Origin of the sequence: Pseudomonas sp. Q12-87, assembly GCF_001269755.1 — a bacterium.
Lineage (GTDB): Bacteria > Pseudomonadota > Gammaproteobacteria > Pseudomonadales > Pseudomonadaceae > Aquipseudomonas > Aquipseudomonas fluorescens_S.
Map to the genome: position 1 here is coordinate 26,619 of NZ_LHVI01000004.1, position 22,255 is coordinate 48,873.

Sequence of the window (22,255 nt, forward strand, 5' to 3'; positions counted from 1 at the left end):
GTGAGCGAAACAGCCTTGCCAAAAGAAGATCAAGACCAGCCAGCGATCGTTGCGCCGGTTGAACCTCCGGCCCCGGTGGCACCGCGTCGCGGCAACGGGCTGGCGATTGTTGCACTGCTGCTCGGAGCCGCCGGCGTGGCCGTTGGCGGTTGGGGTGTGTGGCAGGTACGTCATCTGCAAGCCAATAACCAGCAACAGTCCACCCAAGTCCAGGCGTTGAGTGACCAGGCCCAGACGCTCAAGCTCAATGAGCAGCGCCTGACCGAGCGCCTGGCGCAGTTGCCCCCGGCCGAAGAGCTCGAGGAGCGTCGTCGCCTGGTGGCCCAGTTGCAAGGTGATCAGCAGCGCTTGAACCAGCGGTTGGAAACCGTGCTTGGCGCGAGCCGCAAGGATTGGCGTCTGGCTGAAGCCGAACACCTGTTGCGCCTGGCCAGCCTGCGTCTTTCTGCATTGCAGGACATCAACAGTGCCCAGGCCCTGGTGCAGGGTGCTGACGAAATCCTGCGCGAGCAAAACGATCCTGGTTCGTTCGCTGCCCGTGAGCAACTGGCCAAGACCCTCGCCGCGTTGCGCAGTACCGAGCAACCGGATCGCACCGGGTTGTTCCTGCAACTGGGTGCCTTGCGTGACCAGGTGCTGCAACTCAGTGAGCTGGCGCCCGAATACAAGGACCGCGGTGAATCCCTGCTGGGCCTGACCGCCGATGGCGATGGTGCCAGCCGCTGGGCACAGTGGTGGGACCAGATCTCGCATTACATCCGCATCGATTTCAACGCCGATGAGAATGTCCGTCCGCTCCTGGCCGGGCAAAGCTTGATGCAAGTGCGCCTGGCCCTCAGCCTGGCGCTGGAGCAGGCGCAATGGGCCGCTCTTAATGGCCAGGCGCCGGTGTACACCCAGGCGCTGACCGAAGCACGGGACGTCCTGAAGAACAACTTCAATCAGGACAATCCGCAGAGCAAGATCATGCTCGAACGCGTGGTTGAGCTGTCCAGGCTACCGGTGACAGTGGTCACGCCAGACCTGACGGGCACGCTGAGCAGCGTCCAGGCCTATCTTGAGCGTCGTAACCTGAACGCCGAAGAGTCGGTCAAGCCGCTGCCCAAGGCGGGCGGGCAGGAGGCTACGCCATGAAGCGTCTCTACGTGATTCTGTTCGTGGTCATCGCTGCCGCCGCCTTGCTGGGCGTAGCGATTTCCGAGCATTCGGGTTACGTGCTGGTGGCATACAAGAACTTCCGCTACGAAGCCGGCCTGTGGGTCACCCTGGCACTGGTCGCCGTGCTCTGGTTGCTGTGGCGCGGCGTCAGCGGCTTGATCGGGCTGGTGACCACTTCTACCGGTGTGGTCAATCCATGGTCGCGGCGCAATCGCAGTCGTCGCGTGCAAGTGGCAATCGAACACGGCCAATTGGACCTGGCCGAAGGTCGCTGGGCCAGCGCCCAGCAGCATCTGCATCGTGCCGCCGAGGCCGAGCGCCAGCCATTGTTGTATTACCTCGGCGCTGCCCGGGCGGCCAATGAACAAGGGCTTTACGAGCAGAGCGACAGTTTGCTGGAGCGCGCCCTGGAGCGTCAGCCCCAGGCGGAACTGGCCATTGCGCTCACCCACGCGCAATTGCAGACCGACCGCGGCGACACCGAGGGCGCGTTGAATACGTTGCAAGCCATGCATGAGCGTCATCCCCATAACGCCCAGACCCTGCGCCAATTGCAACGATTGCATCAGCAGCGCGGCGATTGGTCGGCAGTGATCCGTCTGCTGCCTGAACTGCGCAAGGACAAAGTACTGCCGGCCAGCGAACTGGCGGAGCTGGAGCGTCGGGCATGGGGCGAGAACCTCACCCTGGCAGCCCATCGTGAGGAGGACGGCACTGTTGGCCTGCAATCGCTCAATCGTGCCTGGCAACAACTGACCTCCGCGCAGCGTCAGGAGCCGGCGTTGATCCTGGCCTATGCCGAGCAACTGCGACAGCTGGGCGCCCAGGCCGAAGCCGAAGAGGTGCTGCGGGTCGCCCTCAAACGCCAGTACGACAGCCATCTGGCGCGCCTCTACGGTTTGGTTCGTGGTCACGATCCGATTCGACAGTTGCAAACGGCCGAAGGCTGGCTCAAGGACCATCCGGCCGATCCAAGCCTGCTGCTGACGCTGGGGCGCCTGTGCCTGCAAGGCAGCTTGTGGGGCAAGGCTCGGGATTATCTGGAAAGCAGCTTGCGGGTCCAGCGTAACCCCGAAGCGTGCGCCGAACTGGCACGGTTGCTGGCGCAACTGGGGGATGCCGAGCGCAGCAATCAATTGTTCCAGGAAGGCTTGGGGCTGCTGGATGAACGCTTGCTGGCCGCACCGTTGCCGGTCCCGGCCCAGGTCCTGCCTACTTGAGTCGGCGGGACAATCTTAAAATCGACATGAGTCCATGGGGTGAGGAGGCAAGCTTCCTCACCCCCCGGGATGACGCGATTCTTGAATGAGCGGCGCGATAACAGGCCCGATTTAGGCGCTTTGCTCGTGCCTTCGGCAAAGTCCTACAGCGCGTTGCGCCGAATCCCTTTGTACCCGTCGGGAATTCCCTACATCCCTGGTGAACTGTCTGCCCGGGCCCGCCTTGAAAGGCCCGAGGGCTTTCCTCTACCGTAACTACTTGTCTCTTCTGTTACGGAACCGCCATGTCCTTGGCCAGCTCACGCTTCTCGTTTCTCATGGCTTCCACCGCCGCAGCCCTGGCTTTTGGCATTGCCAGCTATCTGGAATATTCGGTCGGTCTGACGCCTTGCAGCCTGTGTGTCTTGCAGCGGTTGTGCCTGCTGCTGTTCCTGGTGAACGGCCTCATCGCTTGCGTACACGGTCCAGGTCAAAAGGGCAGCATCGTCTACGGGGCGATGGGATTGGTTTTTGCCTCTGCCGGAATGACCCTGGCCTGGCGTCAGGTGCTGATGCAGAGCCGTTCGTTCGAGCGGTTGCCCAGTTGCGTCGCTCCGCTCGACAGGGCGGACTCTTGGTGGTGCGCCCTGCGCAGCGTTCTTGATGGCGCGGTCGACTGCGCGAATATCACCTGGACGTTGTTCGACTTGAGTATCCCGGAGTGGAGCCTGCTGTTTTTTCTCGCAGTCTCGATCGCAATGAGCTACCTGCTGTTGCGCCTGGTCTGGAACGCCCTGGTGCGCCCGCTTAGCGGCGATACGTCGCAGCTGGTCCGGGTATTGGATTAAACACTTGTATGAACATTATCTCCTGCGTACCTTGAAGCCGTTGTCGTGCGGGCATAATCTGGCCGGCACGTGTTATTGGAATTGTGCCGCTCGATCACGTTGTGCCTGGCTTGTCCCTGATCAATCAGGCGCGTGCAGGCTGCGAGGGGCATGACTCACAAGGGAAGAAATCACCATGCTCGAAAGTTGTCAGAATGCTCAGGAACGCTGGGGTGGGGTGCATCTGCTGATCGACCGCTGGTTGCAGGAGCGTCACGAACTGGTTCGGGCCTATGACGCTCTCGGCGACAAGCCTGAAGCGCTGGGCGAAAGCCGCAAGCCCCTGTTGGAGTTCTGCGGTGTGCTGGTCGACTATGTGTCTGCCGGTCATTTCGAGATCTACGAACAACTGACGGGCGAGGCCAAGGCCTTCAACGACAAGCGCGGCCTGGAACTTGCCGAGCAGATCTATCCGCGCATCGACGTCATCACCGAAAAGCTGCTGGCGTTCAACGACCTGTGTGATGAAGGCAAGTGCGTCGCGGAAAAATTCAAGGAGCTGGGCGGCTTGCTGCACGAACGTTTCGAACTGGAAGACTGCCTGATCGAAGTGCTGCACAACGCTCACAAGGAAGAAGCTGCGGTCCAGGCCTGAGGGTTCGCAGTCATCAAAAACGGTGCGCATTGCGCACCGTTTTTCGTTTCGGGCAGTGTCAGGTCGTCGCGCCCAGCAACTCGATTTCAAACACCAATGGCGTGAAGGGTGGGATTACGTCCCCGGCACCTTCGGCGCCATAGGCCAGGGTCGAAGGAATCACCAACCGCCATTTAGCGCCTACCGGCATTTGCGGCAATGCGCTGCGCCAGCCATCAATCACGCTGTCGAGATTGAACCACTGCGCCTGGTGGTTGGAGTCGAATACGGTGCCGTCCGGCAGCCGACCGATATACAACACCTGGACCTTGCCATGAGGACCGGCCTTCGCACCTTTGCCTGGCTTGATTTCGGTCAGCAGGATGCCGTCGGCGAGTTGCTGGACGCCGGGCCGATTTTTTTCTGCGTTGAGAAATTTCTGCTCCGTCTTCAACGCCACTTCAATTTGCGGGGTTGTCGATGAGGCCGTCAGTTGTGCCTGATGTTCGGCCAGGATCTGTTCAATGCGCTCATCCTTGAGTGCCAATGGCTTGCCCTGATAAGCCTGTTGAAGCCCTTCGACCAACGCTTGGATCTGCAGGTCGGGCACGTCCTGGCGCAGGCGTTCACCCAGGCTTGCGCCAAGGCTATAAGCCAAATCGTGTGCATCGTTTGCGCCGGTTTTTTCAACGGCCATGGCCGTGGAGCAAGCGATGCACAGCAATAAAAACAGGTGACGCGACATGTCTGCTCTCCGGTCTCGAATCGAGAAATTATGCCAGTGACGATCTCTGTAGTGATGGGTTGTCCAGGCACTGGTGCAGAAGATTTTTCGTCCCTTGCAACGCAACGTCTTGTGTACTGTCAACATGCCCTAGCGGCGGTTGCAGCAGAGGTCTAGTATGAGCCGCACTCACGTCAGTCAGGAGGTAAACCATGTCGGCCACCAAGAAGCCTGTAAACACTCCGTTGCACTTGCTCCAACAACTTTCGGGCAGCTTGCTCGAGCATCTTGAAAATGCCTGCTCCCAAGCCCTGGCTGATGCTGAAAAACTGCTCGCCAAGCTGGAAAAACAACGCGGCAAAGCGCAAGAAAAACTGCACAAGTCGCGCACCAAATTGCAAGACGCAGCCACCGCTGGCAAGGCCAAGGCACAAGCCAAGGCCAAGGACGTCGTGAAAGAACTCGAAGACCTGCTCGATGCCCTCAAGGATCGCCAGTCCGAAACCCGCACCTACATTCTGCAACTCAAGCGTGATGCCCAGGAAAGCCTGAAACTGGCCCAGGGTGTTGGTCGCGTGCAGGAGGCTGCGAGCAAGGCGCTGACACTTCGAGCGGCCAAGCCTGTCGCTGTATCGGCCAAGAAGCCAGCGGCTAAACCCGCCGTGGCAAAAACACCGGCGAAAGTGGCTGCCAAGCCAGCCGTTAAAGCAACCGCCAAAGCGGCCAGCAAGCCAGCCGCCAAACCGGTCGCTGCCAGCGCTGCCAAACCTGCTGCTAAAAAACCGGTCGTCAAAGCTGCCGCCAAGCCAGCGGCCAAACCTGCTGCAAAAAACGCAGCCGCTAAACCTGCTGCCAAGGCAACTGCAAAACCTGCTGCCAGCAAAGTCGCCGCGGCCAAGCCTGCGGCCAAAGCGGCTGCGAAACCCGCTGCCGTCAAACCAGCAGCAACCAAGACCGCCGCGGCCAAACCTGCGGCTAAAGCGACTGCGAAACCCGCTGCCGCGAAACCAGCAGCGACCAAAACCGCCGCGGCCAAACCTGCTGCCAAAGCGGCTGCAAAACCCGTCGCCAAACCCGCCGCGGCCAAGCCTGCAGCGAAAGCGACCGCCAAGCCTGCCGCTGCCAAAGCACCCGCCAAAGCGACCGCTAAATCCGTTGCCAAACCTGCTGCGGCCAAACCTGCTGCCGCGAAGCCAGCCGCTGCAAAACCTGCCGCCAAGCCAGCGGCCAAACCTGCCGCGAAAAAACCCGCTGCCGCAAAACCTTCGACTGCACCAGCAGCCAAGCCTGCGACATCGACTCCAACAGCGACTCCTGCGCCAACCGCCAGCACTCCGGCCCCGGCGATCAACCCAACCGTCGCCGTTGCGCCGAGCACCAGCACCCCAACCAGCGCTTCCTAAGTGCCGGACACCGCGACGCGCAGCTGATGCAGCGCGTCGTGGTTCGCTGGGTCAGCACTCGCCGCCACCAGCCCTTGCAGCCATTGTGCTGAACCGTCCTGTTGTACCTCAGGCCAATCCCCGACCGCCGTCTCCAATCGCTCCAGCAATCGCCGTTCGGCATCCAACTCAAGCTGCTTGATCTGTTCCCGCAAGGAATAAAGCACTGCGTCTTCGCAAGCCTTGGTCTTCCATTGGATGCGCAGCGTGCGCAAGGGCCTGACCACGTCAGCGTCCCAAGACTCGGCCAATTGTCGAAGCTGTTGCAACCGTTGTTCACTGCACGCTACGCCGCGCCGTTCCAGCCATAAACCGCACAGCAGCAGGCAGACGTTGGCGCCGGCATCTTGTAGCGCCAGGCAGGCATGCTCGACGCCAGGCTTGGCGTAGAGGTCGAGGGAAAAGCTCCACAGGTCAGGGTGCATCGTGCTACTCGCGCCAGTTGCGAGCGAAGCTGGTAGACTCCGCCGCCATTATGATCCGACTTCAGAACCTCACTTTACAGCGTGGCCCGCAACGTCTGCTAGAAGACGCCGAGCTGACCCTGCACGCCGGCCACAAAGCCGGTCTCATCGGTGCCAACGGCGCCGGCAAATCGAGCCTGTTCGCCTTGCTGCGAGGCGAATTGCACCCGGATTCGGGCAATTGCCTGTTGCCGGCCGATTGGCGCATCGCCCACATGCGCCAGGAGGTCGATACCCTCGAGCGCCTGGCGGTGGACTATGTGCTCGACGGCGACCTGCGCCTGCGCCAGGTGCAACGCGACCTGGCGGCAGCGGAGGCGGCTCACGACGGCGCCGCCCAGGCCCGTCTGCACTCGGAACTCGACAGCGCCGACGGTTACACCGCCGATGCCCGTGCGCGCAAATTGCTCGCCGGCCTGGGTTTTACCAATGAACAGATGGACCGTCAGGTCGGGGATTTTTCCGGCGGCTGGCGGATGCGCCTGAACCTGGCGCAGGCGCTGATGTGCCCATCCGATCTGCTGTTGCTCGACGAGCCGACCAACCACTTGGACCTCGACGCGATCATCTGGCTGGAAGACTGGCTCAAGGGTTATCCCGGCACGCTGCTGCTGATTTCCCACGACCGTGACTTCCTCGACGCCGTGGTCGATCACGTCGCTCATGTCGACCAACGCAAGCTCACCTTGTACCGCGGCGGCTACAGCGCGTTCGAGCGGGCCCGTGCCGAACGCCTGGCCCAGCAACAGCAAGCCTACGAGAAGCAGCAGGCGCAGCGTGCGCACATGGAAAGCTACATCGCCCGCTTCAAGGCCCAGGCCACCAAAGCCCGCCAGGCGCAGAGCCGGATCAAGGCGCTGGAGCGGATGGAGGAGCTGTCCGCGGCCCACGTCGATTCGCCGTTCGATTTTGTCTTCCGCGAATCCACCAAGATCTCCAGCCCGCTGATCGACCTGTCCGATGCGCGCCTGGGCTATGGTGACAAGACCGTGCTGGAGAAGGTCAAGCTGCAACTGACCCCAGGCGCACGGATCGGTCTGCTGGGCCCCAACGGTGCCGGTAAGTCGACCCTGATCAAGAACCTCTCCGGCGAACTCGAACCGCTGGCCGGGCGCCTTACCCGAGGCGAGAACACGGTCGTCGGTTACTTCGCCCAGCATCAGCTCGATTCCCTCGATTCCAAGGCCAGCCCGCTGCTGCATCTGCAACGCCTGGCGCCGACCGAGCGTGAGCAGACGTTGCGTGATTTCCTCGGTGGTTTCGATTTCCGCGGGGCGCGCATTGACGAGCCGGTGCTGAATTTCTCCGGTGGCGAAAAGGCGCGCCTGGCGCTGGCACTGATCGCCTGGGGCCGGCCGAACCTGTTGCTGCTCGACGAACCGACCAACCACCTGGACCTGGAAATGCGCCTGGCCCTGACCATGGCCTTGCAGGAATTCAGCGGGGCGGTGCTGGTGGTGTCCCACGATCGGCATCTGCTCAAGAGCACCACGGACAATTTCTTCCTGGTGGCCGACGGCAAGGTCGAGGAATTCGACGGCGACCTGGAAGACTATGCGCGCTGGCTGGTGGAGTATCGCCAACGCAACGCCCCGGTCAGTACCACGCCGGTCAACCCGGACAAGACCGACAAGAAAGCCCAGCGCCAGGCTGCGGCAGCCCTGCGTCAGCAGTTGGCCCCGCACAAGCGCGAGGCGGACAAGCTCGAAGCCGAACTGGGCAAGCTCCACGAGAAATTGCAGAAAATCGAAACCAGCCTCGGCGACAGCGGTCTCTACGAGGTGGCGCGCAAGGATGAATTGCGTGATCTGCTGGCCGAGCAGGCCAAACTGAAGGTTCGAGAAGTGGAGCTTGAGGAGGCGTGGATGCAAGCGCTTGAACTGCTGGAAAACCTGCAAGCGGAGCTGGAGGCGTTGTCCTGATGGAAGCGATGACGTTGCCTGTCCCGATTATGTGGATCGAGCCGATCTGGCTCGGTGTGCAAGTGCTGCTGATCCTGCTGGCCGGCTATGTCGCGCAGCGCTTCGTGGCGCGTGCCCTCACTGGCCTTGGCGAGCGCTACCCCTTTCCGCCGCAATTGGTGATCATCCTGCGGGGCGTGCTGCGCTGGTTGATCATGGGCAGCGCGGTGCTGGTGGTGCTCGAACGCCTGGGCGTCTCGGCCACGGTACTGTGGACCGCGTTATCGGGTTTTGTCGCGGTGGCGGCGGTGGCGTTCTTTGCCATCTGGAGCGTCTTGTCCAACCTGCTCTGCGCCGTCCTGATCTACACCGTCGGGCCGTTTCGCCTGGGGGACGTGGTCGAGTTGGTGGAAGCTACCGACAAGCCCGGCATCAAGGGGCGAGTGGTCGCGATCAATCTGCTTTACACCACACTGATCGAGCCCGATGAGCTCGGCACGGGCAGCTCGATGGTGCAGGTGCCCAACACGCTGTTCTTCCAGCGTTCGGTCCGACGCTGGCGCGGCAGCGAGGCGTTTCCGGTGGGTGGTTTCGTCGAATAACCTGGCCTCGGCAGATCATTTGTCTTTATAAAAAAACGGTGGTCAACCTCACGGCGGCGCATTAGCTTAGGCGTTTTCGACGAATCTGAGCCGAGGTGTGCAATGTTGCTGGAAACATGGCTGGCGTTTTTTGCTGCGTGTTGGGTCATCAGCCTTTCTCCAGGCGCCGGTGCCATCGCATCGATGTCCAGTGGTCTGCGCTATGGTTTCTGGCGTGGTTACTGGAACGCCCTGGGCCTGCAACTGGGCCTGGCGCTGCAAGTCGTCATCGTCGCTGCCGGTGTTGGCGCGATACTCACGGCATCGGCTACCGCTTTTCATGCGATCAAATGGTTCGGCGTGGCTTATCTGGTCTATCTGGGTATCAAGCAGTGGCGAGCCATCCCCGGCGACATCAGTGACGACGCTGTCGTGCGGCCTATCGGTAACCCTTTAGCGCTGGTGTTCCGCGGTTTTCTGGTCAACATCAGCAACCCCAAGGCCCTGGTGTTCATGCTGGCGGTGCTGCCGCAGTTCATCGATCCCCATGCCCCGCTGGTCAAGCAGTACCTGATCCTGGGCGTGACCATGATCTGCGTCGACCTCATCGTCATGGCCGGGTACACCGGGCTGGCGTCCAAGGTCCTGCGCCTGCTGCGCACGCCGCAACAGCAACGGCGGATGAACCGCACTTTTGCCGGCCTGTTCATCGGGGCGGCGGGTTTCCTGGCGACGATGCGCAGGGCTGCGGTGTAAACAGCTTTTGCACTACACCTGTGGCGAGGGAGCTTGCTCCCGCTGGGCTGCGAAGCGGCCCCAAGATCTTGCGGTCGCTGCACAACCGAGCGGGAGCAAGCTCCCTCGCCACAAAAGCATCTATCCAGCGGTGTGGCTCAGCGCAGGATCACCGGCGCGGTATCCCGGGGCAGGTTGTTGCGCTGCACGGGTTCGCCAGGCTGTTCGTAACGCGGGCCGCCAAGCTGTTCGCTCAGCTGTCGCGCCACGTCCTCACCCAGGGCCTTGGACACGTCGCGCACCACCCGTGGACGGTTGAGGCTGATGTGTACGTCCCGGTGGTTCAACAGCTTGGTGTCCTGGCCTTCGCCCATGGCGGTGAACGCCGAGGTGATTTCGTAGGTCTTGGTGTTGATCAGGCTGAAGTCCGCCACCAGTGTCAATGCAAGCACCGCCGAATAGCTGTTGGTGTTGGCCAGTTCATTGATGTCGCGGGTGAAATCGATGTCCGACACCGTGCCGAACAGCACGTAGTCGGCGCCCTTGAAATTCCCGGCCTTGATGCGCTTGATCACGTCATAGACATCGCCCTTGGACGACGCGGTGTAAGGCGTGCCCTGGACCAGCTGGAACATGCCGCTGCGCAGCATCTCGCCCTTGATGTCACCGGTGAACTTGCGCAGTTCGCCTTGCTCGATGTAGCTGCTGGTGGCTTCCATCTCGTCGTAGCTCGACGAGGCGCTGGCGCTGTAGGGGTTCGCCTGGAAATTGCTCTGGGCTGAAACGGTGTGGATGTATTCCTCTACCCGTTCTTGGTACGCAAGGTCAGTGACCGCGACTTTTGGGGCCGCCTGCGCGCTGAACGCACAGGCCAGGGCCATGATGCCGATCCATGTGCGCATGGCTTATCGCTCCGTGGTCTTGCGGATTTCTTTCTCGTCCATCCACTCGGCCAGACCGCTCTCGACGTCGATCAGTTGCAGGCTGAATTTGTAGAAGACGTCCTTGTAGTCGCTGCTGCGCTTGACGATCGAGCTGATGGAGCCTTCGAGGCGGTACTTGGCGGCGATCATGTTGCCGGTCTTGGCCACGGTGCTTTTCTTGTACAGGCCACTCTGGTTTTGCAGCTTCAACTGGTCGACCTGGCTGTCCATGGCGGTGTTGTCGCTGGCGAAGCGCGCCGCACCGGTCTTCATCAACTGGGTCTTGATGCTGGTGGTGATTTCACGGGTGTCGATGTATTCGCTGGTCTTGTTCTTCACGTCATAGACCTGGACCACCGGGCGACCTTGCAGGATGCCGGACTGTGCCAGGGAACGGGTCATGGACTCGGCAATCATCTGCAGGTCGGTGGAGCCGAATTCATTGGTCACGGTTTCCACGGCCTTGGTGTCGCCGTAGCTGATGTTCTTGTTGCCCAGGACAGGCGAGTTATTGGCGCAGCCGCTGACCAGCAGGGCCGCGAGGGCGAGGGAAGAAATGCGTACGAACATGTGGGTGCTCTCGAAAGCTGAATGAAATGGGGCTAAGGCGTAATGCCGGTCAGTACAGGAACTTGTGCCGACGATCCCCTGTGGCGAGGGAGCTTGCTCCCGCTGGGCTGCGAAGCAGCCCCAAAATCTTGCGGTCGCTGCGCAACCGAGCGGGAGCAAGCTCCCTCGCCACGGGGTCTGGTGTTGGCTTGACTGACCGGAACCAGGCTCAAGGCGTATTGATTTCCAGACGGAAGTCCACGGCCTTGGGGGTCGGCGCGATGGCGGGCAGGAAGCTGGTCTGTTCGCCGTACAGCGTCAGGGTTTTCCAGGTTTCCTCCTCGGCAATCGGGAAGCCTTCGGGGCCCAGCCAGGCGAAGCGGTAGTACATCGTCTTGTTGTTGTAGCTGGTGTTGCTCAGCTGCACGTTGACGGTCATGTAGCCGTTTTCCCGGGCCACGCGCATGGCGCCGACCACGATGTTCTTGGTCTTGCCCATCGCCACGACCTTGCTGGCGGCGGTGCCCGGCTCCGGTGGCGGCGGGGTGGCGCAACCGGCCAGCAAGGCCAGGGCGCCGACGGCGATCAGTTTTAAACGCATGCGAGCAAGACTCCGTTCTTAAGGTTTGAGGGTGGCGACGGCGGTCGGGTTGGCGGTCGGGATCACCTGGGCGGCCAGGCCACCGGTGAAGACCTGATTACCCACCGTCCGCAGGCTGATGACTTGGTAGCGCTGATCGACGGTGACCTTGACCACCGAGCCGCCCACTGCGCTTGGCAGGGTGACCTGGTGCTCGCCTTTCTTCAGGCGCAGGCGCACCACTTGGGTGTAGTCGGGCAGGGTGCGCCAGGTGCGGGTGTCGGCACCTTCAAGCACGGCCGAGGTGAGGCCCACGGCGAGGCCGGCCAATGGATTGGTGTCGTTGATCTGTTTCTGCGCCACGCCACGGGTGACCGCGCGCACGGTGGTGCGCAGGATGATGCCGGGCATGTCGTCGCGCAGGGCGCGGCGGGACATGGCGGTGGTGCTGTTGAGCTGGGTCAGGTCCATCTGACGGCCGTCCACCCCGATCTGGGCAAACGTGGCGGTAGAGGTGTCAGGCTTGATAATCGGGAACGACAACGGCGTGATGACCAGGTTGCCGCTGATGGGCAAGGGCAGGGGGATGCGGATCGAGTCCCGGGACGGCGCCAGGCCGCTCTGCACCACGATCAGGATGTCGCTGTCGTCGTTCTTGGCGGCAGGTTTGTCCAGGTTGAGCAGTGCCTGTTCCAGCAACGGGGTGTTGGGGCGCAGTTCGGCCGCCTTGCGATAACCCGGTGCAGCCAGGTCTTTTTCGCCCAGGGCTTCATAGACGAAACCGGCCAGGTAATGGCTGAACGCACTCTGGTAACTGTTCTTGAGGCTGACCACTTCCGGAGCGTCGAGGCTGGCTACCGGATAGCCCTTGAGGTCCTTGTATTCGGTCTTGACCCCTTGCTGCTCGGCTTCTTCCTCGCGCTTGAGGTATTCCTTGTCCCGCAGGTCGGCGATTACAGCTTCGCGCTCGTGGGTCTTTTTGATCTGGGTCCGTGCGCCGTCGAAGTCGTTCACGGCCAGCAGATTCAGGGCCATTTGCGTGGTCAGCATGACCTTTTCGTAGTCATAGCCTTCGTAGCGACGGACCTTATCGTTGACCAGGAAGCTGCCGAACTGCGCGAGGTATTTGGTCGTGTCGAGCTTGACCGCGTCTTCCCATTGGCCCACTTGCACGTCAGCGCTGGTCCAGGCCGTCTGGCTGCCGGAGAGGTCGCCCTTGGCGCGGAGCAGTTCACCCTTCTCGAAGTAATACAGCAGGTCTTTGTCCTTGCTGGTGTTGTTCTTTTCCAACAGGGTCAGCGCGGCGTCGACGTTGCCGGCAGCCAGTTGCTGGTTGGTCTGGGCCAATTCGCTGTCGTAGTTGCGAAAGGCCGAACAGCCGGACAACAAAGTGCTCGCACCGAGGGCGACCAAAAAAACGGCACGGGAGGCCATGAACAATTCTTCCCTGAGTATCAGCCTGAAGGGTGCGGGTCGGGCTGGAGCGATCCACGGACATGCGCCGGGACGCTGTCGGTTCCTCATAAAAAGAGGAGCTGTTATGCCATCGGATAATAAGAAGGCGGGCGGGATTATAAACATGGCCGTTGGCTATGTAATGGCTTTTCAATCTCGAACTGCCTTTTTTGTGACATCACCTCCAAAGCATGAATTTCCGATGAAAATGTGCCGCCAATGCACATCCGCCCTTGAGCCAAAGTCATTGGAAGTGAACAATGTGTTACTTCTTATTACCAATCGAGAGTCATTCATGACTGCCCCGCTCCGTTTTCTGGCCTGGCTTGCAGTGCCGCTGCTCGCGCTGTGCAGCAATCCTCTGCTGGCCAACACTGTCGAGGGCGCCTCCCAAGCGCTGCATCTGCTGGATTACATCGGGGCGGATTACCCGGCAACGGTCGAAACGGGCAAGATCATTAATGATTCCGAATATCGCGAACAGCTTGAGTTCGCCCAAGTGCTGGAGGGCTTGATTGCCGAGCTGCCGGCCAAGCCGGAAAAGGCTGAGTTGAGCCAAGGCATCGTGGCCCTGCGCGGTGCCATCACCCAGCGGCAGGACGCCGCCGATGTTTCCCGCCTCGCACGCCAGCTGGGCGCAAGATTGGCGGTGGCGTATGAAGTCAGCCAGGCACCGGTCATCACACCGGATCCGGCCCGAGGGGCGCCGCTGTATGCCCAGAACTGCTCGGTGTGCCACGGCGCCAACGGTGCCGGTGATGGCCCCGCCGGTGTTGGCCTGGAGCCGCCGCCGTCCAACCTGCGGGACGGCCGGCGCCTGGATCACCTGAGTCTCTATGCGATTTACAACACCCTCGGCATGGGCATCGAAGGCACCGACATGCCAGCTTTCGCCGATCAGCTCGATGACCGGCAACGCTGGGACCTGGCGACCTACATTGCCAGCTTCAGCGCCGACCCGGCCGCTGCCAAAAGCGAGCAGACCTACAACCTCGCCGACCTCGCGCGCCAGACTCCGGCTGAAGTCCTCGCTGCGCAAGGCCCGGCGGCGGCCGCTACTTTCCGTGCCCAGCGGGCCCAGCCGCCACAGGTGCAGCGTGGCCCGGCTCAGTTGCTCGACTACACGGCCGCTACTCTGGACAAAAGCATCGCGGCGTATCGCGCCGGTGACCATGACCAGGCCTATGACCTGTCGGTGGCGGCGTATCTGGAGGGCTTCGAGCTGGTGGAAAGCTCCCTGGACAACGTCGACGCCAACGTACGCAAGGACACTGAAAAGGCCCTGATGGCCTATCGTCAGTCCCTGCAGGACGGCTTGACGGTCGCCCAGGCCGAACAACGCCTGGACGCGGCCAAAGCCAAGTTGAAGGAATCTGCCGGCCTGCTGGGTGGCGATGGCCTGAGCTGGTCGCTGAGCTACATCTCAGGCTTGCTGATCCTGCTGCGCGAAGGGCTGGAAGCAATCCTGGTCCTGGCGGCGATCCTGGCGTTCCTGCGCAACACCGGCCAGCAATCGGCGGTGCGCAGTGTCAACCTCGGTTGGGGCCTGGCGCTGTTGGCCGGGCTGGCGACCTGGGGATTGGCGGCCTATGTGATCGATGTCAGCGGTGCCCAGCGCGAACTGCTTGAAGGCGCGACGGCATTGTTCGCCAGTGTGATGGTGTTGTGGCTGGGGGTGTGGATGCACGACCGGCGCCATGCAGCGGCCTGGCAGGACTATATCAAGAGCAGCCTGGTGGGCGGCGGTGGCCGTTTTGGTTTTGCGATCCTGGCGTTTTTCTCGGTCTACCGCGAGCTGTTCGAAGTGATCCTGTTCTATGAAACCTTGTGGTTGCAGGCCGGCCCCGCCGGGCACAACGCCGTGCTGGCGGGCGGTGCGACAGCGCTGGTGCTGTTGGTCGGCCTGGCCTGGGTGATCCTGCGGGGTTCGGCGAAACTGCCGCTGGCGCTGTTCTTCAGTATCAATGCCGCGTTGCTCTGCGCGCTGTCTGTGGTGTTTGCCGGTCATGGCGTGAAGGCGTTGCAGGAAGCCGGGATCTTCGGCACCCGCCCGGTGGCGTTCTTCGATTTCGACTGGCTGGGTATTCATGCCGATGCCTACTCGCTGTCGGCCCAGATGGTAGCGATCCTGGCGATCGTGGTGTTGTATGGGCGCAGTTGGGTGGTGGAGAAGCGTCGGGTCCAGGTTTCCTGACCAGTAGCATTCGCGGCACATATCGCGAGCAAGTTCACTCGCACAGGATGTAGGCTGTCCTTGTGGAAGCGAGCTTGCTCGCGATGCATTTAGAGAGGAGCAACCCCGATGCGCGTATGGATCGACGCCGATGCCTGCCCCAAGGCCGCCAAGGAGTTGGTGGTCAAGTTCGCCCTGAAGCGTCAGTTTGAAGTGGTGCTGGTGGCCGGCCAGCCGCAGATCAAGCCGGGCCTGGCCTGCGTGAAGCTGATCGTGGTGCCTAGCGGCCCTGACGCGGCGGACGATTACCTGGTGGAACACGCCGTGCCCGGTGAGCTGGTGATTTGCAGCGACGTGCCCTTGGCCGACCGATTGGTGAAGAAGGGTGTCGCCGCCCTGGACCCGCGGGGCAAGGAGTTCGATGCGCAGAACATGGGCGATCGACTGGCGGTGCGCAACCTCTTCACTGACTTGCGTGAGCAAGGCCATATGGGCGGCGGCCCGGCGGCGTACAGCGAGCGGGACAAGCAAGGGTTTGCCAATGCGTTGGATCGGATACTGACACGTTTGGCCCGAGCCTCTTAAGTCTTGCCTGGAACCCCTTGTGGGAGCGGGCTTGCTCGCGAAGACGGTGTGTCAGCCAACAAAGATGTCAGCTGAACCGACGCCTTCGCGAGCAAGCCCGCTCCCACAGGGATGGCGGCGGTGTCAGGCGTCGTTCTCGTGCGTCAGTTCCAACACCCGATCCACCAGCTTATTGATGCCCGAGGCCGCTTCGCTGATGTGCTGCGCCAGCATGTAGGCCGGGGTGCTGACCAGTTTGCGCGCGGTGTCTTCGACGATGTCGCTCACGGCGCAGTCCTGGTGAGTGCCGCCCATCTTGGTCACGGCGGCTGCCGTATCGCTGTCGGTGCCAATGGTGCAGGTCACCCCTGGGCCATAGATCTTTGCCGCCAGGGCCGGGGAAATGCACATCAGCCCCACTGGCTTGCCGGCTTCGGCAAAGGCTTCAGTCAGCGCCAGGACCTCTGGCTGGACTGTGCAGCCGGCGCCTTCGACGGCGAAGTTGGAGAGGTTTTTCGCCGAGCCGAAACCACCCGGTACGATCAAGGCATCGAAATCCTCGACCCTGGCTTCACGCAAATCCTTCACGTTGCCCCGGGCGATCCGCGCCGACTCCACCAGAACGTTGCGGCTTTCGGGCATTTCTTCACCGGTCAGGTGATTGATTACGTGCAGTTGGGCAATGTTGGGGGCGAAACATTGCACCTGCGCGCCACGCTGGTCGAGACGCAGCAACGTGATCACGCTTTCTTGGACTTCTGCGCCGTCATACACGCCACAGCCGGAAAGGATCACTGCAACTTTTTTGCTCATGGGTTTTCTCCAGATTCATGGCGTTAAATGTCCACTAATTTGTCACTCGTTGCCATAGGGTTATCTGGCAGCTACACCTAATCTGCCGACTATCTCCCTGCTTGCTCATGCCTCCGGGTCGCGTCATGAATTTCATTCTGTATGCCGTGCCGTTCTTCTTCGTGCTGATTGCCGTCGAGTTGCTGGCTGATCGTTGGCGCGGCGTGAGTCACTATCGCCTCGCTGATGTGATCAACAGTCTGAGTACCGGCGTGCTGTCGACTACTACCGGCCTGCTGACCAAGGGCGTGGGGCTGGTGACCTACGCCTTTGCGTTGAAACACCTGGCCGTCATTCAATTGCCTGTCGACCGGGCCTGGGTCTGGGTGTTCGCCTTCGTGCTCTACGACCTTTGCTACTACTGGCTGCACCGCATGGGCCATGAGCGCAACATTCTCTGGGCCGCGCACTCGGTGCACCATCAGAGCGAGGACTACAACCTGTCCACTGCGTTGCGCCAGACCAGCACAGGATTTGTGTTGAGCTGGATCTTCTATATCCCCCTTGCCGTGCTGGGGGTGCCGCTGGCGGTATTCGTCAGCGTGGCGGCGCTGAATCTGCTGTACCAGTTCTGGGTCCACACCCAGCACATTCCCAAGCTCGGCTGGCTGGAGTGGTGCTTCGTCACGCCGTCCAATCATCGTGCCCACCATGCACAGAACCCTCTCTACATGGATCGCAACTACGGCGGGGTGTTCATTATTTGGGACCGTCTGTTTGGCACCTTCCAGGAAGAAGACGAAGATGAGCCCGTGATTTTCGGCGTGACCACGCCATTGGCGAGCTGGAATCCGTTGTGGGCCAACCTGCAGTTCTATGTGCAGTTATGGGCGGACGCGCGCCGGGCCGGGCGCTGGCAGGACAAGCTGCGGATCTGGTTCATGCCTACCGGTTGGCGGCCTGTGGACGTCGCTGCGAAGTACCCGCTGAACAAACCGGACCTGGGCGCGTTCCGCAAGTTCGAGGTGCCGCTGGACAGGCGCCAGCAGGTTTACGTAGCGCTGCAGTTCTGCGTCTACATTGCCTTGGGCAGTTACTTGATGAACCTGGAGAACAGCCTGCCGACCGCCGCCCTGATACTGGGGTGGGGCGCAGTGGCGTTCGGTCTGTTCGTGTTGGGGATGACCCTGGAGAATCGCCCGTGGGCGCTGAGGCTGGAGCTGTTGCGGCTGGCGTCGAGCCCGCTGCTGGTGTGGCTGGCCCCGCTGGCCGGATTGTGGCCGAACGATGCGGCGATAAGCCAGGGGGCCTGGCTCGGGTTGCTCAGCTACAGCCTGCTCAGTGGCATCGGGCTGTATTGCTGCAGCAACCGGTTCACTCGGTTGGCGTCGTAGATTCGCTGGAGCTGGCCTGTTCCAGCCGCTCCGCTTCGAGGATTTTCCTGGCCAGGCGTGCGTTCTTGATGCGTCGGCGCAGCCACAAGACCAAACCCAGCAACAGCAGGGCGCCGAGTACCCAGAGTTCGTATTTCTTGATGCTGCCCAGCATGCCTTCGAGCACCGCGCCGAAGTGGTACGCCGCGGCCGCCAGCGCCGTGGCCCACACTGCCGCACCGATGCCATTGAGCAACAGATAGCGGCCCGGCGGATAGCCGGACAGGCCGATCGCCACCGGCATGACCGTGCGCAGGCCATAGACGAAGCGGAAGCTCAACACCCAGATGTCCGGGTGCCGGCGGATATGTTCCAGCGCGCGATCGCCCATCAATTGCCAGCGCGGCTTGCGCGCCAGCAGCTTGCGCCCGTGCTTGCGTCCCAGGAAATACCACAGCTGATCGCCCGCGTAGCTGCCGCAGAACGCTACGACCACCACGAGATTGATGTCCATGTAACCACGGAACGCCAGGAAGCCTGCGAGCACGAGGATGGTTTCGCCTTCGAAGAACGTGCCGATAAACAGGGCCAAGTAGCCGAAGTCATGCAGAAATTGTTGGAGCATTGTCTGGGTGCTGGCGAAATGAACGCGCAGCCTAACCCTTCAGGCACATTCAGGAAAGTATCGAAATGTGTCTCGACGTGAACATTTCCTACAACCACAATAACTGCGACTACCGGTCACAGGTGCACATAACTGTCATACGTTCGTCATAATGGCCGCTTATAACTGTCACGCTCGCCCGTCCGCGCGGGCTCAGGAGTCTGCCGTGAGCTTTACCCCCGCCAATCGTCTGTTCCCTGCCACCCGCCTGCGTCGCAACCGCCGTGATGAGTTCTCGCGTCGGCTGGTGCGTGAAAACGTGCTGACCACCGATGACCTGATCCTGCCGGTGTTCGTGCTGGACGGCGAGAACCGTCGCGAAGCCGTGGCATCGATGCCCGGGGTGGAGCGGCTGACCATCGACCTGCTGCTCAAAGAAGCCGCTCATTGGGTCGAGCTGGGCATACCTGCTCTGGCGCTGTTCCCGGTCACGCCGCCGGCACTCAAGTCCCTGGACGCCGCCGAAGCCTGGAACCCGGAGGGCATCGCCCAGCGCGCGACCCGCGCACTGCGCGCGCGCTTTCCGGAACTGGGGGTGATCACCGACGTGGCGCTGGACCCGTTCACCACCCACGGCCAGGACGGCATTCTCGATGAAGAAGGCTACGTGCAGAACGACATTACCGTCGACGCGCTGGTCAGGCAGGCGCTGTCCCACGCCGAGGCTGGTGCCCAGGTAGTGGCGCCGTCGGACATGATGGACGGTCGTATCCAGGCCATCCGCGAAGCCCTTGAAGTGGCCGGCCACGTCAACGTGCGGATCATGGCCTACTCGGCAAAATACGCCAGCGCCTATTACGGCCCGTTCCGCGATGCGGTCGGTTCGGCCCTGAACCTGGGCAAGGCCAACAAGGCCTCTTATCAGATGGACCCGGCCAACAGCCACGAAGCCTTGCACGAAGTGGCGGCTGACTTGTCAGAAGGGGCAGACATGGTCATGGTCAAGCCGGGCATGCCCTACCTCGACATCCTTTGCCGGGTCAAAGAAGAATTCAAAGTGCCGACCTTCGTTTATCAGGTCAGCGGAGAGTACGCCATGCACATGGCAGCCATCCAGAACGGCTGGTTGGGCGAAGGGGTGATCCTGGAGTCCTTGACCGCTTTCAAACGCGCGGGCGCTGATGGCATCCTGACTTACTTCGCCGTGCGCGCCGCCCAACTGCTACGAGAGCAGAAATAGCCTCTCAGGAACTTGCGATGAATACCGAAGGACTCTCTGAAGTTGCAGTAAAAGACGCTCAACCCGTAATCGAGCAAATTGCCGAAACGCCGCCGGAGCTGGAGCCTACTCCCCCGGTCGTCAACGAGCCTGCGCCGGCTCCGGCGATTGCCATTCCGAACCTGGATGACAGCAGCCTGTACATCCATCGTGAGCTGTCGCAACTGCAGTTCAACATCCGCGTGCTGGAGCAGGCGCTGGACGAGTCCTATCCGTTGCTGGAACGCTTGAAGTTCCTGTTGATCTTTTCCAGCAACCTGGACGAGTTCTTCGAGATTCGTGTCGCCGGCCTGAAGAAGCAGATCACCTTTGCCCGTGAACAGGCCGGTGCCGACGGCCTGCAACCGCACCAGGCCCTGGCGCGCATCAGTGACCTGGTCCACGGCCATGTCGACCGCCAGTACGCGATCCTCAACGACATATTGTTGCCGGAGCTGGAAAAACATCAGGTCCGCTTCATCCGTCGTCGCAACTGGAACACCAAGATCAAGACCTGGGTGCGTCGCTATTTTCGCGATGAGATCGCGCCGATCATCACCCCGATCGGTCTCGACCCTACGCACCCGTTCCCGCTGTTGGTCAACAAGAGCCTGAACTTCATCGTCGAGCTGGAAGGCATCGACGCCTTCGGTCGCGATTCGGGGTTGGCGATCATCCCGGCGCCGCGCTTGCTGCCGCGCATCATCCGCGTGCCGGAAGATGTCGGTGGTCCGGGCGACAACTACGTCTTCCTGTCGTCGATGATCCATGCCCATGCCGATGACCTGTTCCAGGGCATGAAGGTCAAGGGTTGCTATCAGTTCCGCCTGACGCGTAACGCCGACCTCTCGGTGGACACCGAGGACGTCGAAGACCTGGCCCGCGCCTTGCGCGGCGAGCTGTTCTCACGTCGCTACGGCGATGCGGTGCGCCTGGAAGTGGCCGATACCTGCCCGAAACATCTGTCCGATTACCTGCTCAAGCAGTTCAACCTGCATGAGACCGAGCTGTATCAGGTCAACGGTCCGGTCAACCTGACTCGCCTGTTCAGCATCACCGGCCTGGACAGCCATCCGGAGCTGCAATACCTGCCGTTCACGCCGCAGATCCCGAAACTGCTGCAAAACAGCGAGAACATCTTCAGCGTGATCAGCAAGCAGGACATCCTGCTGTTGCACCCGTTCGAGTCGTTCACGCCGGTGGTCGACCTGCTGCGCCAGGCCGCCAAGGACCCCCATGTGTTGGCGGTGCGCCAGACCTTGTACCGCAGCGGTGCCAATTCGGAAATCGTCGATGCCCTGGTGGACGCGGCGCGCAACGGCAAGGAAGTCACAGCGGTGATTGAATTGCGGGCGCGCTTTGATGAAGAGTCCAACCTGCAACTGGCCAGCCGTCTGCAAGCGGCCGGTGCGGTGGTGATCTACGGCGTGGTCGGCTTCAAGACCCACGCCAAGATGATGCTCATCCTGCGGCGCGAAGCCGGTGAAATCGTGCGTTACGCCCACCTGGGCACCGGCAACTATCACGCTGCCAACGCCCGCCTGTACACCGACTACAGCCTGCTGACTTCCGATGATGCCTTGTGCGAAGACGTCGGCAAGCTGTTCAGCCAGTTGATCGGCATGGGCAAGACCCTGCGCATGAAAAAACTGCTGCACGCGCCGTTCACCCTGAAGAAGGGCATGCTCGACATGATCACCCGGGAGACGCAGTTCGCCCTGGACGGCAAGCCGGCCCACATCATCGCCAAGTTCAACTCGCTGACCGACCCGAAGATCATCCGTGCGTTGTACAAGGCCAGCCAGTCGGGCGTGCGCATCGACCTGGTGGTGCGTGGCATGTGCTGCCTGCGGCCGGGCATCCCCGGGGTCTCCCATAACATCCACGTCCGCTCGATCATCGGGCGCTTCCTGGAGCATACGCGGGTGTTCTACTTCCTCAACGGCGGTGAGGAGCAGATGTTTTTGTCCAGCGCGGATTGGATGGAGCGCAACCTCGACAAGCGGGTCGAGACCTGCTTCCCGGTGGAAGGCAAAAAGCTGATCCTGCGGGTCAAGAAGGAGTTGGAGAGCTACCTCACCGACAACACCCACAGCTGGAGCCTGCAGTCCGACGGTCGCTACATCCGCAACACGCCGACCGGCAACCAGAACCCGCGCAGCGCCCAGGCAACCTTGCTGGAGCGCCTGAGCAGCCCGGTGTTGGCGGTTCGTTAAGTCATCCTGCGAAGTGCGCTCCCCCTGTGGCGAGGGAGCTTGCTCCCGCTGGGGCTGCGAAGCGGCCCCAAATCCGAGGTCGTGATCCGTCAATCAAATCATC

Annotated in this window: 21 protein-coding genes; 13 read left to right on the forward strand and 8 right to left on the reverse strand. The window is 61.6% G+C overall.

Features of this window, described 5'->3' with window-relative positions; genetic code table 11:
• The 4 genes from AD663_RS29215 (at nucleotide 1) to AD663_RS01190 (ending at nucleotide 3,839) form a co-directional block, all read left to right on the forward strand.
• Nucleotides 1–1,134: a uroporphyrinogen-III C-methyltransferase gene (locus AD663_RS29215; RefSeq protein ID WP_033046367.1), complete on the forward strand. Its 1,134-nt coding sequence runs from the start codon at nucleotides 1–3 to the stop codon at nucleotides 1,132–1,134.
• Entirely contained in the window at nucleotides 1,131–2,378 is a 1,248-nt protein-coding gene (locus AD663_RS01180) for a heme biosynthesis protein HemY (RefSeq protein WP_053213127.1), read from the forward strand. Before AD663_RS29215 ends, AD663_RS01180 begins: the two co-directional genes overlap by 4 nt.
• 284 nt (nucleotides 2,379–2,662) lie before the next feature.
• Nucleotides 2,663–3,205, forward strand: coding sequence for a disulfide bond formation protein B (locus AD663_RS01185; protein ID WP_003177324.1), 543 nt, complete (start codon nucleotides 2,663–2,665; stop codon nucleotides 3,203–3,205).
• A gap of 175 nt (nucleotides 3,206–3,380) precedes the next feature.
• Complete coding sequence (locus AD663_RS01190) at nucleotides 3,381–3,839, forward strand: Rsd/AlgQ family anti-sigma factor (RefSeq protein WP_003177325.1); 459 nt, start codon at nucleotides 3,381–3,383, stop codon at nucleotides 3,837–3,839.
• A 58-nt stretch (nucleotides 3,840–3,897) separates the two neighbouring features.
• On the opposite strand, the gene AD663_RS01195 is transcribed toward AD663_RS01190, so the two are convergent.
• Nucleotides 3,898–4,563, reverse strand: a complete 666-nt coding sequence (locus AD663_RS01195) for an FKBP-type peptidyl-prolyl cis-trans isomerase (RefSeq protein ID WP_003177326.1) — start codon at nucleotides 4,561–4,563, stop codon at nucleotides 3,898–3,900.
• A gap of 191 nt (nucleotides 4,564–4,754) precedes the next feature.
• On the opposite strand from AD663_RS01195, the gene AD663_RS01200 reads away from it, so the two are divergent.
• Nucleotides 4,755–5,945: an AlgP family protein gene (locus tag AD663_RS01200; protein WP_003177327.1), complete on the forward strand. Its 1,191-nt coding sequence runs from the start codon at nucleotides 4,755–4,757 to the stop codon at nucleotides 5,943–5,945.
• On the opposite strand, the gene AD663_RS01205 is transcribed toward AD663_RS01200, so the two are convergent.
• A complete protein-coding gene (locus tag AD663_RS01205; RefSeq protein ID WP_053213128.1) occupies nucleotides 5,942–6,409 on the reverse strand; it encodes a TIGR02444 family protein in 468 nt (155 codons plus the stop codon). The two genes, AD663_RS01200 and AD663_RS01205, sit on opposite strands and share 4 nt — an antisense overlap.
• Before the next feature lie 50 nt (nucleotides 6,410–6,459).
• On the opposite strand from AD663_RS01205, the gene AD663_RS01210 reads away from it, so the two are divergent.
• From AD663_RS01210 to rhtB, 3 genes are all read left to right on the forward strand, one after another.
• The gene (locus AD663_RS01210; RefSeq protein ID WP_003177329.1) at nucleotides 6,460–8,370 is read left to right on the forward strand and encodes an ATP-binding cassette domain-containing protein; all 1,911 of its coding nucleotides are present in this window, start codon (nucleotides 6,460–6,462) and stop codon (nucleotides 8,368–8,370) included.
• A complete protein-coding gene (locus tag AD663_RS01215) occupies nucleotides 8,370–8,951 on the forward strand; it encodes a mechanosensitive ion channel family protein (RefSeq protein ID WP_003177330.1) in 582 nt (193 codons plus the stop codon). The genes AD663_RS01210 and AD663_RS01215 overlap by 1 nt, the downstream gene beginning before the upstream one ends.
• A 102-nt stretch (nucleotides 8,952–9,053) precedes the next feature.
• Nucleotides 9,054–9,686: a homoserine/homoserine lactone efflux protein gene (gene rhtB / locus AD663_RS01220; RefSeq protein ID WP_003177331.1), complete on the forward strand. Its 633-nt coding sequence runs from the start codon at nucleotides 9,054–9,056 to the stop codon at nucleotides 9,684–9,686.
• A 137-nt stretch (nucleotides 9,687–9,823) separates the two neighbouring features.
• Here rhtB and AD663_RS01225 read toward each other — a convergent pair whose 3' ends face one another.
• The 4 genes from AD663_RS01225 to AD663_RS01240 form a co-directional block, all read right to left on the reverse strand.
• Nucleotides 9,824–10,567, reverse strand: a complete 744-nt coding sequence (locus tag AD663_RS01225) for a hypothetical protein (RefSeq protein ID WP_003177332.1) — start codon at nucleotides 10,565–10,567, stop codon at nucleotides 9,824–9,826.
• 3 nt (nucleotides 10,568–10,570) lie between these two features.
• Nucleotides 10,571–11,158, reverse strand: coding sequence for a penicillin-binding protein activator LpoB (gene lpoB, locus AD663_RS01230; RefSeq protein WP_003177333.1), 588 nt, complete (start codon nucleotides 11,156–11,158; stop codon nucleotides 10,571–10,573).
• Nucleotides 11,159–11,366: 208 nt separating this feature from the next.
• Complete coding sequence (locus AD663_RS01235) at nucleotides 11,367–11,738, reverse strand: YcfL family protein (protein WP_003177334.1); 372 nt, start codon at nucleotides 11,736–11,738, stop codon at nucleotides 11,367–11,369.
• An 18-nt stretch (nucleotides 11,739–11,756) separates the two neighbouring features.
• Nucleotides 11,757–13,151: a COG3014 family protein gene (locus AD663_RS01240; RefSeq protein ID WP_053213129.1), complete on the reverse strand. Its 1,395-nt coding sequence runs from the start codon at nucleotides 13,149–13,151 to the stop codon at nucleotides 11,757–11,759.
• Nucleotides 13,152–13,467: 316 nt separating this feature from the next.
• Here AD663_RS01240 and AD663_RS01245 point away from each other — a divergent pair, with 316 nt between their 5' ends.
• Both AD663_RS01245 and AD663_RS01250 read left to right on the forward strand, forming a co-directional pair.
• Nucleotides 13,468–15,366 (forward strand): cytochrome c/FTR1 family iron permease, encoded by a 1,899-nt coding sequence (locus AD663_RS01245; RefSeq protein WP_053213130.1) that lies wholly within the window; start codon nucleotides 13,468–13,470, stop codon nucleotides 15,364–15,366.
• A 108-nt stretch (nucleotides 15,367–15,474) separates the two neighbouring features.
• Complete coding sequence (locus AD663_RS01250) at nucleotides 15,475–15,930, forward strand: YaiI/YqxD family protein (RefSeq protein WP_003177337.1); 456 nt, start codon at nucleotides 15,475–15,477, stop codon at nucleotides 15,928–15,930.
• Nucleotides 15,931–16,053: 123 nt separating this feature from the next.
• Here AD663_RS01250 and elbB read toward each other — a convergent pair whose 3' ends face one another.
• Nucleotides 16,054–16,722, reverse strand: a complete 669-nt coding sequence (gene elbB / locus AD663_RS01255; protein WP_003177338.1) for an isoprenoid biosynthesis glyoxalase ElbB — start codon at nucleotides 16,720–16,722, stop codon at nucleotides 16,054–16,056.
• 125 nt (nucleotides 16,723–16,847) lie between these two features.
• Between elbB and AD663_RS01260 the strand changes: the two genes are divergently transcribed.
• Complete coding sequence (locus tag AD663_RS01260) at nucleotides 16,848–18,095, forward strand: sterol desaturase family protein (RefSeq protein WP_053213131.1); 1,248 nt, start codon at nucleotides 16,848–16,850, stop codon at nucleotides 18,093–18,095.
• On the opposite strand, the gene AD663_RS01265 is transcribed toward AD663_RS01260, so the two are convergent.
• Nucleotides 18,076–18,699 carry a DedA family protein gene (locus tag AD663_RS01265; protein ID WP_053213132.1) on the reverse strand — a complete coding sequence of 208 codons (624 nt, stop codon included), beginning with the start codon at nucleotides 18,697–18,699 and terminating at the stop codon, nucleotides 18,076–18,078. The two genes, AD663_RS01260 and AD663_RS01265, sit on opposite strands and share 20 nt — an antisense overlap.
• A gap of 205 nt (nucleotides 18,700–18,904) precedes the next feature.
• On the opposite strand from AD663_RS01265, the gene hemB reads away from it, so the two are divergent.
• Complete coding sequence (hemB, locus tag AD663_RS01270) at nucleotides 18,905–19,918, forward strand: porphobilinogen synthase (RefSeq protein WP_003177341.1); 1,014 nt, start codon at nucleotides 18,905–18,907, stop codon at nucleotides 19,916–19,918.
• 17 nt (nucleotides 19,919–19,935) lie between these two features.
• Nucleotides 19,936–22,152, forward strand: a complete 2,217-nt coding sequence (ppk1, locus tag AD663_RS01275; RefSeq protein ID WP_003177342.1) for a polyphosphate kinase 1 — start codon at nucleotides 19,936–19,938, stop codon at nucleotides 22,150–22,152.
• The last annotated feature ends 103 nt before the right edge of the window (nucleotides 22,153–22,255 follow it).